13 protein-coding genes and 1 pseudogene are annotated in these 19665 nt (G+C 39.6%); 4 read left to right on the plus strand and 10 right to left on the minus strand.

Going from position 1 to position 19665, the window contains the following annotated elements; genetic code table 11:
* Positions 1-122: 122 nt before the first annotated feature.
* Positions 123-579, minus strand: a pseudogene (gene moaC / locus AC058W_RS08275) (cyclic pyranopterin monophosphate synthase MoaC).
* Positions 580-1007: 428 nt separating this feature from the next.
* Positions 1008-2966, minus strand: coding sequence for a methionine--tRNA ligase (gene metG, locus AC058W_RS08280; protein WP_118591313.1), 1959 nt, complete (start codon positions 2964-2966; stop codon positions 1008-1010).
* A gap of 698 nt (positions 2967-3664) precedes the next feature.
* Between metG and AC058W_RS08285 the strand changes: the two genes are divergently transcribed.
* The 4 genes from AC058W_RS08285 to AC058W_RS08300 all read left to right on the plus strand — a co-directional run bounded on the left by AC058W_RS08285 (position 3665) and on the right by AC058W_RS08300 (position 5550).
* Positions 3665-3979 (plus strand): type II toxin-antitoxin system Phd/YefM family antitoxin, encoded by a 315-nt coding sequence (locus AC058W_RS08285; protein ID WP_479389956.1) that lies wholly within the window; start codon positions 3665-3667, stop codon positions 3977-3979.
* Positions 3972-4235 (plus strand): Txe/YoeB family addiction module toxin, encoded by a 264-nt coding sequence (locus AC058W_RS08290; RefSeq protein ID WP_479389957.1) that lies wholly within the window; start codon positions 3972-3974, stop codon positions 4233-4235. Before AC058W_RS08285 ends, AC058W_RS08290 begins: the two co-directional genes overlap by 8 nt.
* Before the next feature lie 114 nt (positions 4236-4349).
* The gene (locus AC058W_RS08295) at positions 4350-4781 is read left to right on the plus strand and encodes a Fur family transcriptional regulator (protein WP_479389958.1); all 432 of its coding nucleotides are present in this window, start codon (positions 4350-4352) and stop codon (positions 4779-4781) included.
* A gap of 223 nt (positions 4782-5004) precedes the next feature.
* Positions 5005-5550, plus strand: coding sequence for an NADH peroxidase (locus AC058W_RS08300; RefSeq protein WP_479389959.1), 546 nt, complete (start codon positions 5005-5007; stop codon positions 5548-5550).
* Positions 5551-5642: 92 nt separating this feature from the next.
* Here the strand turns inward: AC058W_RS08300 and AC058W_RS08305 are convergent, their stop codons facing one another.
* The 8 genes from AC058W_RS08305 to AC058W_RS08340 form a co-directional block, all read right to left on the minus strand.
* Positions 5643-5945: a hypothetical protein gene (locus AC058W_RS08305; RefSeq protein WP_226839669.1), complete on the minus strand. Its 303-nt coding sequence runs from the start codon at positions 5943-5945 to the stop codon at positions 5643-5645.
* 130 nt (positions 5946-6075) lie between these two features.
* Positions 6076-7071: a D-alanyl-D-alanine carboxypeptidase family protein gene (locus AC058W_RS08310; protein WP_479389960.1), complete on the minus strand. Its 996-nt coding sequence runs from the start codon at positions 7069-7071 to the stop codon at positions 6076-6078.
* 209 nt (positions 7072-7280) lie between these two features.
* On the minus strand, positions 7281-7973 hold the full coding sequence (gene rplA / locus AC058W_RS08315; protein ID WP_216460740.1) for a 50S ribosomal protein L1: 693 nt from the start codon (positions 7971-7973) through the stop codon (positions 7281-7283).
* 61 nt (positions 7974-8034) lie between these two features.
* Positions 8035-8460 carry a 50S ribosomal protein L11 gene (rplK, locus tag AC058W_RS08320; protein WP_008705378.1) on the minus strand — a complete coding sequence of 142 codons (426 nt, stop codon included), beginning with the start codon at positions 8458-8460 and terminating at the stop codon, positions 8035-8037.
* Between the two features lie 69 nt (positions 8461-8529).
* Positions 8530-9045: a transcription termination/antitermination protein NusG gene (nusG, locus tag AC058W_RS08325; protein ID WP_117675707.1), complete on the minus strand. Its 516-nt coding sequence runs from the start codon at positions 9043-9045 to the stop codon at positions 8530-8532.
* A 15-nt stretch (positions 9046-9060) separates the two neighbouring features.
* Complete coding sequence (gene secE, locus AC058W_RS08330; protein ID WP_117675709.1) at positions 9061-9270, minus strand: preprotein translocase subunit SecE; 210 nt, start codon at positions 9268-9270, stop codon at positions 9061-9063.
* A 52-nt stretch (positions 9271-9322) separates the two neighbouring features.
* A complete protein-coding gene (gene rpmG, locus AC058W_RS08335) occupies positions 9323-9472 on the minus strand; it encodes a 50S ribosomal protein L33 (RefSeq protein WP_025578252.1) in 150 nt (49 codons plus the stop codon).
* 664 nt (positions 9473-10136) lie between these two features.
* Positions 10137-19511, minus strand: coding sequence for a Spy0128 family protein (locus AC058W_RS08340; protein ID WP_479389961.1), 9375 nt, complete (start codon positions 19509-19511; stop codon positions 10137-10139).
* Positions 19512-19665: the final 154 nt, after the last annotated feature.

Raw genomic sequence — 19665 nt, forward strand, 5'->3', positions numbered from 1 at the left:
ATTATACACCCTTATTCCGATTTGCCCAACAGATATTTCAATCGGATATTCGCAATCCGCTTTCGCTACGTGGCTCTACACCGAATGACTGCCGCGGTTTCGGTCAAAAATGGAGATCCAGCTTACCCGCCAGTTTTCTCAACCAGATGGATATCTGACATTACCATATGCTTATCAATTGCTTTACACATATCATAAATCGTCAAAAGCGTCACCTGAACACCAGTCAACGCTTCCATCTCCACACCAGTCTTTCCCTCAGTCTTAACTGTACAGAATGCGCGGATAATTCCATTCGACTCGTCCAGTTCATAATCCACCGAACACTTCTGAATCGGAAGCGGATGGCACATCGGAATCAGTTCAGAAGTCCTCTTAACTCCCATGATCCCGGCTACTCGCGCCACACCAAGCACATCCCCCTTCTTCACGGAACCATCCTTCACCGCTGCCATAATAGCCTCTCCTACATCAATCTCACCTGTAGCAACCGCCGTTCTATACGTAACATTCTTCCCGGAAACATCCCACCATAACTGCGTTTCCGTTCTCATCAAAATGATTAAAACCCTGTGACATAATTTATCCCCTTTACATTGTTATTTTGTTACTGTTCACACACCACTATCCCGCGAGGTGTTTTGGCATAAATATGCCAAAATCCCGAGACATACAAGCCAAAATTCCATTGCCACAGGCAATCTGGAATGAATTTTGGCTACGTTACTGAGAACGGAGTGAACAGTAACGTTATTTTCATTTTCAGACAAAAAACGAGGCTTTTATTACACGAAATCATGCAATAAAAGCCTCGCCCATTCATCACGATACGGATGGAGTCTTTACCCATCGAGATTGACAACATCATGAACATGCACGTGCCAGCTACTCCCCTTTATCTAATACTAATATAGCTTTTGGGGACGCATTTGTCAAGTTCATTTTTCGGAAATTTTCACAGAATTTAATCTGTATTTTCAGTAAATTTGTCACTGTTCACTTTGTAATCAGCAGATCTCAGCACCTGCCGGCATTTCTTTTTCCGGTACCATCAGGGAAAGGTTTCCGTCTGCATCTTCTGCGCAGAGAATCATTCCTTCACTGAGTACTCCGGCAAGTTTGGCTGGTTTCAGGTTTGTGACTACCATAACTCTCTTGCCTACCATTTCTTCTGCACTGTAGTGTGCTTTGATTCCGGATACGATCTGGCGTACCTGGCTTCCGATCTGTACCTGTGAGCAGAGAAGTTTCTTGGATTTCTTTACTTCCTCGCAGGAGATGATCTTACCAACCTGGAACTGGAGCTTGCCGAAATCTTCAAATGTGATTTCTGGTTTTGCCTCAATGTCAATCACATCCTCTTTCTCTTCTTTTGCAGGCTCTTCAGCTTTTGGTGGATGAAGCTCTGCTACTTTTGCCATTACTTCTTTAAGGTCAAGACGTGCGAAAAGGATCTCCGGTTTCTCAGTTACTTTGTTTCCTGATGGATAGAGACCAAATGTCTTGAGGTCATCTAAGCTTCTGTCCTGAGCATTTAACTGGGCAAAAATTCTCTCTGTTGTTTCCGGCATAAAGGATTTCAACAGAGTTGCGCCAATGCAGATTCCCTCAACCAGATTGTAGAGAACGGTTGCAAGACGGTCTTTCTTTTCTTCATCTTTTGCAAGTGCCCATGGCATTGTTTCGTCGATGTATTTGTTGCAGCGTTTGAAGATAGTGAATACTTCTGTCATTGCGTCTGCTACACGAAGTTTGTCCATTTTTTCGTTTACTTTTTCCGGTACGGAGAGGATGAAGTTCTTGAGATCATCATCTACAGGCTCTGTTACGCCTTTGTTCTCTACTACGCCGCCAAAGTATTTGTTGGACATGGAAATCGTACGGTTTACAAGGTTTCCGAGGGTGTTCGCAAGCTCGGAGTTGAGACGCTCTACCATCAGTTCCCATGTGATAACACCGTCGTTCTCGAATGGCATTTCATGGAGTACGAAGTAACGCACTGCATCTACACCGAAGAAGTCTACCAGTTCGTCTGCGTAGATTACGTTTCCTTTGGATTTACTCATTTTGCCATCACCCTGAAGGAGCCATGGATGTCCAAATACCTGTTTCGGAAGTGGAAGATCCAGTGACATCAGGAAGATTGGCCAGTAAATTGTATGGAAACGGATGATGTCTTTACCGATGAGGTGAAGGTCTGCCGGCCAGAGTTTGTTGAACTGCTCTGTACTTTCTCCATCGCAGTCGTAACCGATTCCTGTGATGTAGTTTGTGAGGGCATCAAGCCATACATATACTACGTGTTTCGGATCGAAGTCTACCGGAATTCCCCATTTAAAAGATGTTCTGGATACGCAGAGATCCTGAAGTCCCGGAAGAAGGAAGTTGTTCATCATTTCGTTCTTACGTGATTCCGGCTGGATGAAATCCGGGTGTGTGTTGATGTAGTCGATCAGTTTGTCAGCGTATTTGCTCATTTTGAAGAAGTATGCTTCTTCTTTGGCAGGTACGCATGGACGTCCGCAGTCAGGACATTTGCCGTCTACAAGCTGGGATTCTGTGAAGAAAGATTCGCACGGTGTGCAGTACATTCCTTCGTAGTGTCCTTTGTAGATGTCGCCTTTTGCGTACATTTTTTTGAAGATTTTTTTGACCTGTTTTTCGTGGTCTTCGTCAGTGGTTCTGATGAATTTGTCGTAGGATGTGTTCATCAGATCCCAGATTCTTTTGATCTCGCCGGATACGTTGTCTACGAATTCTTTCGGGGTGATACCGGCTTCTTCGGCTTTTAATTCGATTTTCTGGCCGTGTTCATCAGTTCCGGTCTGGAAGAATACGTCATAGCCCTGCTGACGTTTGTAGCGGGCGATGGCGTCGGCTAATACAACTTCATAAGTGTTGCCGATATGCGGTTTGCCGGATGTGTAGGCAATTGCAGTGGTGATGTAGTATTTCTGTTTTTCCATGGTTGTTGTCTCCTTTTTTTGAATGTGGACGCCTGGTTTTTCAGAATGGTAACAACCGCTCCTTTCCTATGGAAGAAAAATATAAATTCTTCATAAGGGAAAATGAATGGAAGTGGGACTTATTAGTGCTCCTGGTTAAGATATGGAGGTTCATATATGTTTATAACATAAAAAAAGTCTCCCCAGAGTTATCTGAGAAGACGAGTGTTTGCCCGTGTTACCACTTCTGTTCGTTTCCTGCTCGCGCGGGGAAACCTTGGGAGGTACGTGTAATACCTCTACGCTATAACAGGCGTGCCTGTCGCTGCCTAAAGTCCATGACTCTCAGCAGTGCCTCTCGGAAGCCATCTTCGATCTGCTCCTTGCATATCCCTCTCAGCCTTCAGGACTTACTATCGTCGTCCATGGGGATTTCTCTGTAATACGGTCTGCAGATGTACTCTCTTCTTCAATGAGTTTGTATTATTTCGTAACAGCAGTTCTGTGAGTTATCTGAAATGCTGTTATCAGTTATAGGAATTAGTTATTTCCTGTTATAGGGAAAATATAGCACATTTCTAAGGGTTTGTAAACCCACTGAAATGTGCTATTGCTTTTTGTTTTGTCGAATAGTTTTTGTTGACGTGTATAGATTTTTCTGCATATAATATAGGTACATAAAAGCGTACGGTTTTTAGTACTTATTCGGAGGTGTTATTATGATTGCAACAAAACAAATGGATTTAAGAGCTAATCTGAAGAAATATTTTGACATTGCCTTTTCTGGTGAACCTGTAATTGTTTCCCGTAAAAAAAATGAAAATGTCGTAGTTATATCTGAAACTCAATACAACGATCTGCAAAAGGCAAAAAGAACAGCTGAATATCTCAAACGCTTAGAAAACAGTATCTCTCAGCTCGAGCAAAAAAAGACTATCACTCTCACCATGGACGAAATGAAAGCTATGGAAGCGGATGATTGGAAACCCTCTCAAAAGATTATTGATTTTATGGAGCTTATGAAGAATGAATGAATTTACTTTCACAGTAAATGGATTTCAGGACTATTTATATTGGCAATCTCAGGATAGAAAAACATTAAAAAAGATCAATTCTCTCCTTGATGATATCAAAAGAAATGGTGTTTTAGCAGGAACAGGGAAACCAGAAAAGCTAAAACACCATTCTGGTTATTCCCGCCGTATAGATGATACGAATCGTCTTGTCTACGAAATTGATGAACTCCAGAATATTAAAATTTTATCATGTCGAGGACATTACGAAGATTAAATACACATTTTTATCTTGACAAATATAGTCCATTATTGTATAGTAACAATATCAGTAATGATTATCGTTATTAAACGTATTTATTTACTGAAACTCAGAGAAGGGAGGAATACCATGGCGACACTGAAATATAGCCGTCAGAGGGAATCAATTAAGGAATTTCTCCGGAACAGAACAGATCATCCTACGGCAGATGTGGTATATGAGAATATGAAGCTCATTTATCCGAATATCAGCCTCGGCACGGTATATCGCAACTTATCTCTGCTTGCTGATCTGGGAGAAATCAAGAAGCTTTCCTCATTTGCCGGTGCGGATCATTTTGATGGACGGACCGAGAGGCATTGTCACTTTATGTGCACCAGATGTGAGCGGATCATGGATCTGGAGAGTGAGGGGATTCATCACATTATGGAGCTTGCGGGTGAGAACTTCGGCGGAAAGATTACCGATTACAGCGCCAGATTTTTCGGACTGTGTGAGGACTGCCTTAAGGAAGTTAATCAGTCTTCCTTAATTAATGACGATACCTCTGATAATAGTTAAGAATATTTCTACTAAAACTGCTAATGATAAAAAATAGCAAAAAAGTTAAAATAAAACTTGACTTTTTATATCAAGTATGATACTCTAAGGTCACAGCAAAACAGTAACAATTACTATTATCAAAAACAGATAATAGTACAGAACAAACAAACTGATGTCATTAAGAATAAATTTTAACTGACATCCAAATAATAAATCATTAAGAGAAAAGGAGATTTTAATTATGACAAAATGGGTATGTAGTGTATGCGGTTATGTTTATGAAGGCGAGAACGCTCCGGAAGCCTGTCCAGTATGTAAAGCACCAGCTTCTAAATTCACTAAACAGGAAGGTGAAATGACATGGGCTGCTGAGCACGTAGTTGGCGTAGCTAAAGGCGTAAGCGAAGACATCCTTGCAGATTTAAGAGCTAACTTTGAAGGTGAATGCTCTGAAGTTGGTATGTATCTTGCAATGGCAAGAGTTGCTCACAGAGAAGGATATCCGGAAGTTGGTTTATACTATGAGAAAGCCGCTTACGAAGAAGCAGAGCATGCTGCTAAATTCGCTGAGTTATTAGGCGAAGTTGTAACAGACAGCACAAAGAAGAATCTTCAGATGCGTGTAGAAGCTGAGAACGGCGCTACAGCTGGTAAAACAGATCTTGCTAAACGTGCAAAAGCTGCTAACCTTGACGCTATCCATGACACAGTTCATGAAATGGCAAGAGATGAGGCTAGACACGGAAAAGCATTCGCAGGTCTGCTTAAGAGATACTTCGGAGAATAATTCTATCGGAAAATCGCATAAAATAAACCTTTTAAAGGGAGAACCATTGAGGTTCTCCCTTTTTATCCGTTCGTATTTTCATAATTGGAAGCTTAACTGGATTTCGCCTGAAGTCTGGCAACCTGATCTGTCAGAGCATTCATCTTAACCTCATTAATCATAATCCTGTTCATCCAGGTAGCCGACACATCCATCTTATTGATAAGATTCAGATGATTCTCTGCAAGGATTGAAATATTCCTATCCGTTATGTTCTCCAAATGCAGTCTGATATCTGCAAAGTTATTTCTGGTCTCTTCTTCAAAACACTTCTGACGCTCTTCCATTCGGTCCATTCGCGTTCCAAGTCCTCTGACCTCCGTCAAAACAGCTTCCAGCATTTGTCTGTCTGTCACCACTTTCACCTCCTCTGTAGCCCGTATCGTTCTTTTGTATGTGATTGATTGTATCACACACATAAAAATATGTCTATAAAAATCTATAAAATGCTTCCCACAAGATGTGCGTCACAATTTGTGGGAGATTTTATTTGTTATTATCATTCATCTTCGCCTCAATCGCCGCACCAACTCTGTTATAAACAGTCACAGCATCCTGAATATGCGGAATCGTATTTCCATCCGCTCCTGAAGCACCTGCGGAAACAAAGATATATTCCCTGCCCTCAATCTCCGCAAAGCTTACCAGACAGTGTCCTGCCTCACTGGTATAACCGGTCTTTCCGCCGAGGATTTTTCCACCTGTGACTGTCGGATCAGACAGATTTTTAAACATTGTACTGTAGTAAGTAATTCCATCCGGGTGGATATTTGTAACTCCGGTAGAATGTCTGGAGGTCTCCACAATCTCACGAAACGTATCATTCTTAATGCAATACTTCATCAAAACAGCAATATCCTTAACCGTACTGTAATGATCCGGATTATGCAGTCCTGTAGAATCACAAAAATGAGTATTCTCCATTCCAAGTTTCCTTGCCTTCTTATTCATCAGCTCCGCAAAATCTGCCTCTGAACCACTGATCGTATCTGCCAGCGCAATACAGCACTCCGCCCCCGAAGGCAGCATCGCACCATAGAGAAGATCAATCACCCGAACCTCTTCCCCCGGCTGAAAACCTGCCTGCGTAGCATCCTGCTCATACAATCCGGAGAACATCTCATTCGTAAGAGTAATCTTCGCATCCAGATCATCAAAATTCTCAATCCCCAGTATCACAGTCATAATCTTCGTCATAGAAGCCGGATAAATCTGAGCCTCCCCGTTAATCTCACCCAGAATCTTACCTCCCCTGACCTGCATCAGAATCGCATTCGGACTGTTAATCCCACTAATATCCACTTCCTTCAGAACCGGCTGCTCAAACTGCTCAAACCACTCCTTCACGCCCTTATTCCATCCGATCATAATAACCAGCGCACAGATAATGAGCACCTCAACAAACACACAAGCCACAATCCTGCCCCGATATCTCCACGCATAACTTCTTCCACTTCTCTGTTTCCGTCTCCTAGCTGCCAAAACCGACTCCTCCTCTCTGTCCCGATCTCATCCTCCCTACTATAACACACCTCATCTCACCACTGTAACCCTCTTCTTACGCCTCTTCCTTCTCCCTTAGATTCCCCAGGGAGGAAAAATATTTTCCCTCCAGTCCTTTAGTCAAAAAAGGACAAAGACGCAAAAAGACCCCCGGAGAATCCCCGGGAGCCTTAAATTGCTAAAATCTATTATGCTAATTTCATCGGGTTGATCTTCACACCAGGTCCCATTGTCGGAGCAATAACAACGCTCTTTAAATACTGACCTTTCAGTGTGCTTGGTCTAGCCTTAACGATAGCATCGATCAGCGTCTGGAAGTTGTCGCTTAACTGTTCTTCTGTAAAGGATGCTTTACCAACCGGAACATGAATAATGTTGGTTTTATCAAGACGGTACTCAATCTTACCTGCTTTGATATCGTGAACTGCTTTAGTAACGTCCATTGTTACTGTACCAGCTTTCGGGTTTGGCATTAAACCTTTCGGTCCAAGTACACGACCAAGACGACCTACAACACCCATCATATCTGGAGTTGCAACAACAACGTCAAAGTCTAACCATCCTTCGTTCTGGATCTTCGGAATTAACTCCTCAGCTCCAACGAATTCAGCACCTGCTGCTTTTGCTTCTTCAGCTTTAGCATCTTTAGCGAATACTAAAACACGAACTTTTTTACCAGTACCGTGTGGCAGAACTACTGCACCACGGATCTGCTGATCTGCATGACGTCCATCGCAGCCTGTACGGATATGAACTTCGATAGTTTCGTCAAATTTAGCAACTGCAGCTTTTTTAACTAAGCTGATAGCTTCTGCGGTATCATATAATGTAGCGCGGTCTACTGCTTTGGCAGCTTCCACGTATTTCTTTCCTCGTTTCATTTCTATAACCTCCTGTGGTATTTGCGGGGAACGCCCTCCCACTTACTATTTAATAATAAAATTAATCAACTACTTCGATTCCCATACTTCTTGCAGTACCAGCGATCATGCTCATAGCTGCTTCGAGGGATGCTGCATTTAAGTCTTTCATCTTAAGTTCAGCGATTTCCTGAACCTGAGCTTTAGTAACCTTAGCAACTTTTGTCTTGTTCGGTACGCCGGAACCGGATTTGATCTTAGCAGCTTTCTTAAGAAGAACTGCAGCCGGCGGAGTTTTGGTTATGAAGCTGAAACTTCTGTCTGCATAAACAGTGATAACTACAGGAATGATTAAGTCTCCCTGATCTGCTGTTCTTGCATTGAACTCTTTTGTGAACTGAACGATATTTACACCGTGCTGTCCAAGAGCTGGACCTACAGGTGGTGCTGGAGTTGCTTTACCAGCCGGAATCTGTAATTTGATATATCCTGTTACTTTCTTTGCCATTTTTCGGCACCTCCTATGTGGTATTGGCGGGGGTTTATGTCCCTCCCACGATATTGTTACCTTTGCTTGTTACATCTGTTTGATTTCTGCGAAACTAATTTCTACCGGCGTTTCGCGGCCGAAAAGTTCAACATTGATCGTTGCTGTCTGCTTAGGAATATCAAGAGCAGTAATAACACCAACGGTATCTTTCCAGGCACCGCCTGTTACAACAACTGTATCGCCTTCTGCGAAATCTACCTGGATATCCTCATTCTGGATACCAAGAGGAATCATCTCTTCCTCAGTTAACGGTACCGGCTTGGACCCTGGTCCAACGAAGCCTGTCACACCTCTGGTGTTACGGACAACATACCATGTATCGTCATTCATAACCATGTTGAGAAGTACATAGCCAGGAAACATTTTTTTCTGAACCTGTTTCATAGTTCCGTTCTTCAGTTCGGATACTTCCTGTAAAGGAACACGAACTTCAAGGATCTGATCTTCCAGGTGTCGGTTTTCGATGGTTTTTTCAATGTTGGCTTTTACTTTGTTTTCATACCCGGAATAAGTATGAACAACATACCATTTCGCTTCTGACATACAATCACCTTATCCTTATTTCATTAAAAGATTAATGCCTTCGAGAATAAATGAATCCATAACGCTGATCAGTACGCAGAGAACAATTGATACGCAAACTACTACGATAGTCTGCTTGATCAGTTCATTGCGATCTGTCCAGACAATTTTTTTGAATTCTGACTGAAGTCCCTGAAACCAACTCTTCTTCTGGCTTTTGCCAGCAGATTTTTCATTTCCTTGCATAGCCTGACCTCACAATTCTCTGTGAGTAACTGTTTCGTCCAGTTACCTTGGATTACTTTGTTTCCTTATGCAGAGTGTGTTTGCGGCAGAACTTACAATATTTCTGAGTTTCCATTCTCTCAGGATGGTTCTTTTTCTCCTTAGTCATATTGTAGTTACGCTGCTTGCACTCGGTACATGCTAATGTAATCTTAACGCGCACAACTTCCACCTCCAGTGTTTTCATTTGCATGGTCATTTTCCTCATGCCTGACGATGTATCCGTCATCTTTTTCGGGCATAAAAAAAAGACCTAACTTCCATGTCGCTTGTCAAGTTTATCACACATGACATGCTTAAGTCAAGTCTTTTCTTAATTTATGCCTATAAATTATCGCATATTTTTGGCATTAAGACTCATATTAAGGCAATCTGGAAAATCTCACCAAAACGTTCCGATATGCACCCAGCGCCCATGCAATGAAAATCACTGCAGCGAGCGCTGTTAAAAATAGAATCTTCTTTCGCCTTTTCTTGTTATCCGGCCTTTTCACTGTTGTCCGCCCCCGCGCTCTACTTTTAACGGAATATTTTTTGTTCATTCCGTCCTCATCAACAGAATGTGTTTGTTCCATTATATAAGTACTGTGCGGGGATGTCAAACATATCGGGCCCGTCTCAAACCGATTAATTATCTAACCGTTACTGTTCACACGCCACTATCCCGCGAGGTGTTTTGGCATGAGAATGCCAAAATCCCGAGACATACCGCGCGAATTTATGCGAATAGCATAAATTCTGTGCATCGCGAAGCGTGTTACTGAGAACGGAGTGAACAGTAACATCTAACCTGTTATCGTCTGTTCTGCAAATAACAACCGCTGTCATTATTTGCTGTTTTTTCTTTTCTTCTTATAATAGATTCCGCCTGCGATAGCAAGAGCTGCAATTACAAGAACTGCTGCATAAGCACCGATCGGGGTGTTATCGCCGGTCTTAACTGCTACCTTTCCACTGAGTGCAGCACTGTAAGAAGCAGGTGTTGAACCACCACCTCCAGATGTTCCCGGAGTTGTGGAACCGCCCGGTACAACCTTATTGACGATCTTCAGAAGACCATTGTTATAGCTGTACTCAATTTCTCCATTTACAGAGAAGTTATAATCATCATCAACTTCGATCGTTACACTTCCCGCACCTGTATAGCCTGTCGGAGCCTGAACTTCTGTCAGAGTATAAGTACCCGGCTCAAGCTCTAACTCATGAGCACTTGCCTCAGACGTCCACTCATCCACTACTGTTCCTTCTTCATCTGTCAGTCTGAAGCTTGCGCCTGCAAGACCAACGCCATTTCCGTCCGTCTTCTGTACACGAAGCTTACCATCTGTTTCTTCCGGAATCTTATTTACAAGATTAATATCACCTGTCAGATTCTCCTTACTCAGAGCAACTGTACCTTCACCTGTTACTTCATATTCAAAGACATCAAGGTCAAGAATATTTCCATCCGCATCTGTTTCCAGAATATAGTAGTTGATCGGTTCTGTACCATCTTCTCCTCCAAGAGGAACCTCAACAGTAACTGTGTCATTCTGTACCAGCGTTACTACCGTGAACAGGTTATAAACACCATCATCACCCTTTGTAAAGATACCTGCATAGAACGTATCGTCCGTAGTTGTCTGTGTGGTGCCTTTCAGTACCTGTTTGTTAATGTTGATCTCGCCCTTATAGGAATAACCTGTAGGAATATCAAAGAATACATTCTCCAGGTTTACAGCACCTTCCTTAGGACCAGCTTTCAGATCCAGTTTCACGGTATTTGAACCGCCGTCAACTGTACACATAAACTGTAATCCATTGTGCATACCCTGCTGATCAAGATTAATCACATTGCCGTTTGCATCTGTCTCATATACATAATAGGTACCCTGTGCCAGATCACTGAATGTCACACTTCCTGCGGAAGCATTTACCAGATGAATGGCCTGTGGAAGAGCTCCCTTGTACGGATACTTACCTGCTGCATCTGTAAACAGATTTACATAGAAGGTATCGTCCTGAGCGATCAGGTCTATGAAATCACCGCCATTTGCGTAAGTAACTTTCTTGGTTACTGTGATCTGACCGGAACCAGATGCCTGATAGTCAACCATAGTAACTTCGATTACGTCCTTATCCTCCATCTTAAATGTCTGGTCCGGAGCTACTGTGTAACCGGACGGAGCTGAAACCTCACTTAATGTGTAGGTCTCACCTACTGTGAGGAGACCTGTGATCTCATGAGCCTTGCCGTCAGTTGTCCACTTGTCAAGTTCCTTGCCAGTGGAATCTTTCACTACGAGCTGTGCACCGCTGAGTGCTTTGCCGCTCTCGTCAGTCTTGAGGATGCTTGCTTTGGTTGGAGCATCCTTCATTGTAAGAACTACTGCTTTTTCGCTTGCCTCCGCTTTGAAAGGAATATCTACTGCTTTTCTATAACCTGTCGGGGTCTCAATTTCAGTAAGGACATAATTTGAGCCTTCTGCCAATGTTCCCTCAATAGAATGTGCCGAAGTGGTAGATGTCCAACTTTCAACAATATTTCCAGCGGAATCTTTAATTGCAAGTTTAGCACCAGCTAATGGTTTTCCATCTGCATCCACTTTCAAAATCTGAACCCCTGTTTTCTTATCAATCATAACGATGTTTCCATTTTTATCTTTCTGACCACCGTTTATAACTTCTATTGTACGCTCAGAATCATTATTAATCTTAAATACTATTGAGTCTGCTTTTACATATCCTTTTGGAACAGATGTCTCTTCCAGAATATATGTGTTACCTGCAGCCAATCCTGTTGTTACTACATATTCCTTATCTGTTGTTGTCCAATGAGTTACTTCTTTACCTTTCTTTCCATCATTACTCTGATAAATCGTAAGAACCGCACCTGGCAAGTTTTGATCAGCTACATCTGTTTTACAGAAGCCTATTCCTACCTCTTCATTAACAAAACTCTTCTTCAAAGTAATCTTTCCATCTGTACCAACATTAAAGTCTTTAGAAGATTTATCTGTCACCAGTTCTGTTTTCAGAGTGCCATCACCATTATCTGTTACATTAATCACTGCCTGATATGTGCCCTTATCATAAATGTAATTATCACCAGATTTCGGCTGTACCTCACTGATTACATACGTATGCTCTCCTATAGAAGAATTATTACTTGAATCATAGGTGTATTTAATTTCAGAGAATTCAATATTTCCGTTTTTATCATTTTTACCTGTCGCAACTTCTTTACCATTCTCGGTAATGATAAACTTAAATTCTGGAAGATTTTTGGTATATCCGGTAACTTCTTTCTTAGCTGCAAAGTTTACTGAACCTTCCGCCTTGTAAAAGTTGTCAAATATAATATCCTCTGTTTCCATGTTACCCTTATCTGTAACCTTGGTAATAGTTTTTACAACTTTTAATTTATTATCCTTGTCTCCATCTTCAGCAGCACTTACTACAACTTTTACTCTATATTCACTCTGGCTATACGTATATCCTGCCGGAATATCTTTAGGAATCTCCTCTTTTACTGTATAGTAATAAGTTTTTCCTACATCTTTCTGGGAATAAGTAATAGGCTTAAACGCAACATTCGATCCCTGATTCTTCACAGTCTCTGTATATACAGGAACTGCCACATCCTGATCATCCTTATCTTTCTCAGTCTTAGTAAGAACTTCTCCATTTTTATCTGTTTGAGTTAACGTAAATGAAAATGCATTATCTTTCAATTCTACAGGACCCAAATTCTTTTCTGCTGAAATCTGTACAGTACTATCAGCCGTATATTCATTGATAAATGTAGCTTTTGTAAACGGCTCTTCTATCGTTTCTTTTGTTCCATCTTCTTTAGTAACTGTTCTATGATCCACTGCAACGACTTCAAGCTGTCCATTTTTAGCTTCATCTGTAATCGTTACACTTACTTCATAAACCCGGTTAGAATCTTTTACACCTGTAATAGTATTTTCATGATCCTCACGAATAGAATAATGATAAGTTTTTCCCACATCTTTTAAGCTATATACATCTGTTTTAAACTTAATCTCTTTTTCGTTACCATCTGTCTCTGTCGGCTCAATAGTTACCTTATCAAACTCTACATTATTCTTTGTTACTATAAATGTAAATTTATCGCCTTTCTTAAAATTACGACCATTTAAATACTTAACTGCTGGAATTTCAAACCAACCCTCTGTATCATAGATATTCGTAAAAGTTGCATTCTCATCCACTGCAGCAGGTAATGTATACAATACATAATCACCTTTAGAAGATTCCGAAAGATCAGTCTCTGTCTCATTTGTAACAAGTTTCATTGTCGCTGTAAGATTTCCGCTACCATTATCTTCCAGATGAACTTTTATTGTATAACCGGAATTATCGTAGGTAACCCCGTCTTTTATATACAGGCCATCTTTATCAGGAACAATTCCTGTTTTATCTTCTTCTATTGTATAGGTAAAATCTTTTTCCCTTACTCCATCATCTGTCGGAGTTTCATCTTTAAGATCTTCAGCAGTATATGTCATAAGAGGAAACTCAAATGTACCAATATCATTGTTTCCAATATGATCAATTCCTACTAATACAGTATTAGATTTCGATTCACCTGTATCATCATTTACTGTAAAACGCTTGTCACTTTCATCACCCGTAATCTTAAACTTAAACGGCATCGTTGTTGTCAGTTTATTATTAAGTAATTCCTTTGTGCCTTCCAGTTTTACACTGACACTTACATCGTATGTGTTATTAAACGTTGCTGATTTATTTTCTGCCTTTGGCAATGTATACACTGGCATACCATCTTTCAAAATCTTTGGCAATTCTTGATTATCTTTCATTAATATTGCTGTAAGATTTCCTTTTCCGTCATCTGTCAACTTTACATCCACATTGATCTTTGTACCATCATATACAATACCATTTTTTTCTGAAGGTATAATTTCCGAAATGGTATAATGGAATGTCTTTGTTTTAATTCCATCTTCCTCAGAAACATCTTCCAAATTTTTTGCTGTATAAGTTAGCTCTGGGAATACAAAGTTAGCTATTCCATTTTCTGGTTCTATATTTTTTGCTGTTAATGGATTCTGGTTTGTATACCGTGTATCATCTTCAGAAACAATCTGAAAACTGAAATCATCTTGCTTAAATGACTTATTCGCGAGAGATTTTGTTCCCTGGACCTGAATCTTAGCATTAGAACCATATATGTTCTTAAATGTTACATTTTCCCCTGTTTCATTTGGAAGTGTATAGGTTCCATTCTTAGAAGTTTCATATCCGCTTCCATATGTTACCTTTGTAGAAAGATTTCCATTTCCTTCATCAATTACAACTACCGTTGCATTTATCTCATGTTTACTATAGGTAATTCCTCCTTGATTATCATTGGATAATTCTTTCAGAGTATAGCTAAACTCTCCATATTTTTTACCCGTCGTATTGTCTGTTTTGTCTAAATCATCCATTGTATACGTCATATCTGGAAATACAATGGTTCCGTTTTTATCATTTTTCACTGTAGCTGTAGTAGACGATTGCCCGTTCTTACTAAACCTCTGATCTGTATTAGAATCAGATTTAATTTGAAATGTAAAGTCATCTCCTTTTAACGCTTTATTCTCTAATGCTTTGGTACCTTCAAAATGAATTGTTGTCTCTGCCTTATAAGTATTTACAAAGTTTGCAGCTTTTCCAGTTTCATTAACAGGAACTACATACACATCGTTATCCGGTAAAATATCTTTTGAATTATATCTAACCGACTTAACATTCAGATTATCACCTGTTTTAGCAACTGTAACCTCTACTGTGTATCGAGTCTCATCATACTCAATGCCCTGTTTTTCCGAAGGTATCACTTCCTCAATCAAATACTTAAAAGTTTTTTCATTTTCGTCTGTTAATTGAGTGCTCTTATAATTAATCTTGAAATTAATCTTTCCAATTTTGTTCTCATCTGTCTCAAAGATTGTCGTTTCATCAGAAAGTACTTTTTTATTGCTCTCATCTGTAATATCTGTGATCTTAAACTTGAATCCTGAATCCTTAGTTAAGTTTTTATGGATTAATTTCTTTGTTAACTGCAATGTAACATTCGTACTTGCAACGCTATTTTCAAAAGAGGCTTCTACTAAGGAACCATCATTAGGTTTTGACCAATTTCCAAAGAACTTCGCTTGATAAATCGTAATCTTCTTCTGACCATTTCCTTCATCATTTGGTTCTACAACTACTTTGACATATGTTTTTGTTTGGTCATATGTGATTCCATTAAATTGTCCATTTACAGCATCCTCTGGTATTACTTCTGAAATAATATAATAGTATATATCATCTTTAGTATACTTGAAATCGCCAAATGACTTTATTTTTTCTGTGTCATTTCCTGTTATTATTACCGTTTTTTGCTTTGGTAAATATTGGTTCTGAGCAACGTCTTTAGTATTACCATTCGTATCGCAGCGTTCAATTTTAAAGCTAAACTGACTATTAGCGTTCCAATCATTGAAACTCTTTTTAACTTTAAAAGTTACTGTTCCTTCATCACTGTAACTGTTTGTTACCGTAACTTTATTGGTATCACTCAGTTCAATACTGGTTGTTTTATTATTACCATCCGGATCAGAAGAACTCCAACTCCAACCATTTGGTATTGAAACTTCTTTTACCGTTATTGTTACCCCTTTAGGTAATCCACTTAAATTAAGAGAACCTTGTGTCTGTCCCTTAGCTACTTTTACTTTAACTGTCAATGTCTTTTTATCATCACTCAGTATGCCTATTTTTTTATTACTATCTCCAAAATAATAGTCACTTTCATCTTTCCATTTTCCAGTTAATTCAAAAGTAAAATCTTGACCGTTATTTAACGTTATTTTTTTACCAGCTGTATCTTTGGTTAAAGTCAAACTTACAGCTTTATAATTATTAAATACAATATTACAATTCGAGTTTTTATCGTCTTTGCCAGTATAGACTGTCTGATCTCCTTTCTTTACTTCTTTCTTTTCAACCATTAAGTCTCCGAAGTCATCTCGTTTAACCGTATATATTACTTTATATTCCATATCATCATAAATTACTTTGCTATCATTTACGTTCTCTTTCTCCTTAACCGCAAATGTATAAATTCCCTCATAATTAAATATAATATTCTTAAATGAAACTATACCTTTTGAATCACTCGTACTATCCGGAATACTATATTCAACCTTCTTTCCATCATTATCAGCCGGGCTATACCCACCATCAATAGCGCAATAGTTTTCTAAAGCTATAGAAAAGGTATATCCTCCCGCTGCTTCTCCATTCTTATTTTTGGTAACAATAAGATCTGTACTAACAGGATTCGGATTTTTCTTATTAAGTATAGGAGTCTGAATAATTACACCATCTTCATAATATGCAACACTATTTGCAATCGAACTACATTTTGTGTTGATAAGATTTCTAGTGTTCTCGTCAGCAGCCAATACAAAATAATGTTTCGTTGAATCTAACACATAACCTGGTGCTTTTGTTTCTTTATAATAATACAACGTATTCAACTTAACCCTATTCGTTTGCTCTGATCCAAACTCAATTTCTCCATTGGCATTTGTTTTCTTAACCGAATGTAAAGTTCCTTCCAAATCAACCTCTTTATTATTCTCTGGTTGCAGATTTATTTCATATAAAGAAAACTCTATGTCCTTTAATGGTAACTGTTGCTGTGCGTCTTTATCTGGATAATATCCCTTTTTATATATTGTAATAGTTCCACTTGTACCTTCAACAGTTACAGAATGTTCCGAAATTCGCACTTCAGTTGTTGTTTCATCCTCCACAGGAACAGTTCCAGTCATTTTTACTTGATTATAAATGTCTTTCTTTCCCGTTTCTCCAGCCGTTGTTTTTACTTGAACACTATAGGTCAATATCGCATATGTTTTATCTGGTATTCCGCTTACACTTAAATCACCAGTTTGTGGATTATATCGAATCGAAACACCCTTAATGGAAGTTCCGTTTTCATCTACAACCTTAGCATCATATAAATAGGTTAACAATTGAGGATTCAAATTATCAGAAAGTTGTATTGATTCCACACTGCTATCTTTTGGTATCAAGGTCGCTTTCAATTTATTTATCTCTATTCGATATGAAATAGTATTATCTCCCACATCACTTCCTGTTTTCGAAAGCATTTCACGTTTTATTGTATTTTCTACCTCCGACTGATACGGTCCATCTCCCGCACCATCCCAAGTCCAACTTGCTGTATTATCAATAGTTGCTGTAGTTATGTTTTCTGATGGTTTTACTTTATATTTTATGATACAGCCTTCATTATAATTTAAGTTCCCAATAGTAATAGTTGCTGTATTTTCTGTTTCATCAATCGTTGGTTGTATAGAGGAATAATTCCCACCATCTTTCGACATTGTAAAAGACCCAGCATCAAACTTCAAATTTTTTGATAGTTTATCTGTAATCACAATATTTTTGGTATCCTGTTTAACTGGATCTATAGTAATCGTATATTCTAATTCCCCATTTTCATCAAATAGCGGATTATTATCTGCATCTGTTTTTAAAGATTTCTTTGCAGTAACATCAGAATCATTTATTTTTACATGACCATTTGTTATTCCTGGGAAATTAAGATCTATGTCACTTTTACTTGCAGTACTTTGTTTATCAACCTCCATAGTTAACATAAAAGTACCTTTTATATAATCAGGATATTTTTCTAAAAAGCCTTGTGTACCCGTTGTATCTTTTGTTCTATTATCATAGTACAAATAAATTTTATTATTTTTAATTTCATAAAATCCAGCTTGATGGCCCTGTTTATCATGGATATAACCATTTACATTCAAATATTCCCAATCTGAACTATTAGGCAAATCATAATACCTGATATTATCTGTTAGTGTAGGCTTTCCTGGTTTTCCCTCAGCCGCAGAATCCGGATATTCATAACTTATTGATAACTCTACTTTACTATCCCTATTAATAGTAATATTACTCCAATCTTCAATCTTCTTACCATCAACTTTAAGAATAGAGCTTGTAATATAGCTTAAATCTATAGGTTCACCATTTCCGCATACAGTCATTCCATCAACAAGAGGTGGTATTTCTATATCTCCGTCCGCAGTCGCAACTGGAATATTCGTTTCTCCCTCCTGCACGTCATCCTCTTCTCCCATACCTCTCTGCGCCAATAACCGTTGCTGATTTTTTTTCTTAGCAGCTTTAGCTTTTTTATCATCCGCAGCCTGTGTAGGTTCTGCTTCTGGTGTCTCTGTTGCTTCTGATGTTGTCTCTTCTGTTACTTCTGGTGTCGGGGTTGCTGTTGTCTCTTCTGTTACTTCCGGTGTCGGAGTGGCTTCCTGTGTGGAATCCTGGTTAGCGTCCTGGTTGGAATCCTGGTTAGAATCCTGAGTTGTATCAGAAGGTGTCTCTTCCTGATCTGCCTCCGGAGTCTGTACCGGATTGAGAACTTCTGTGTTTTCCCATGTATAATTGCAGGAAGTTCCGTCTATGTACCATGCGTCAACTACGCCATCCAGATTTTCTGCGTTGAGCTGAGCTGCAAACTGGTAGAACACAGTTTCGCCTGCGCCGATTGTCTGGTTATTCCACATGATAATCTGGTCATAACCGTCTGCGCTTCCTTCCGGAAGGTCGCTTGTGTTATTACTGTCCGGTACATAAGCTTCTGCACCCGTTGTCAGTGTTCCATAGTCTGTCACATAGCTTAACTGTGATGACTGAAGCAGGGCCTTGATATTCACACCTGTTGCTGCATTCTCAGTGTCATTGTTTGTGATCTCTGCGGTCATCTGTACGAAGTTGTAGGTAGTTCCGCTGATGTCTTTCGGGAATACACTTTGTGTGATCTTTGCAGATACATCTGCATTGGAAGTCTTTGCTTCGGTTGTTGCGCCGCTTGTCTCAGGACTTCCGATATCTACGCCGTCGTTCCCATTATCTGTCGATTCCTGGGACTGCGTCTTGTACTCCTCTCCGTTTGCTCTTGTCTCGACCTGGCTCTGGTTCGGCTGTTGCTGTTCTGTCTGTGTCCGGCCGCCGGCAAGCCGCTGTTCAATCTGCTCGTTTGTGACATCCGCAAATACCATGACTGACTGTGCGTTCTGAAGCATCATAACTACAGCCAACATCATAGCAAGTATTTTGCGCCACTTCTTGGTTCTGTCCATAACTATTCCTCCTTTTTAACTTTAATCTTTCTTTAATTTATATTTTAGAATTTCAGTAATATGCCTTTTATTTGTAAGTACGTAATCATCAGTACCTTGAATTTAAAAAAATGCCGCCCATCGGGCGGCACATTTTATTTCTTCTGTTTGGTTT

The organism is Blautia sp. CGZ-1-C1 (genome assembly GCF_056504575.1).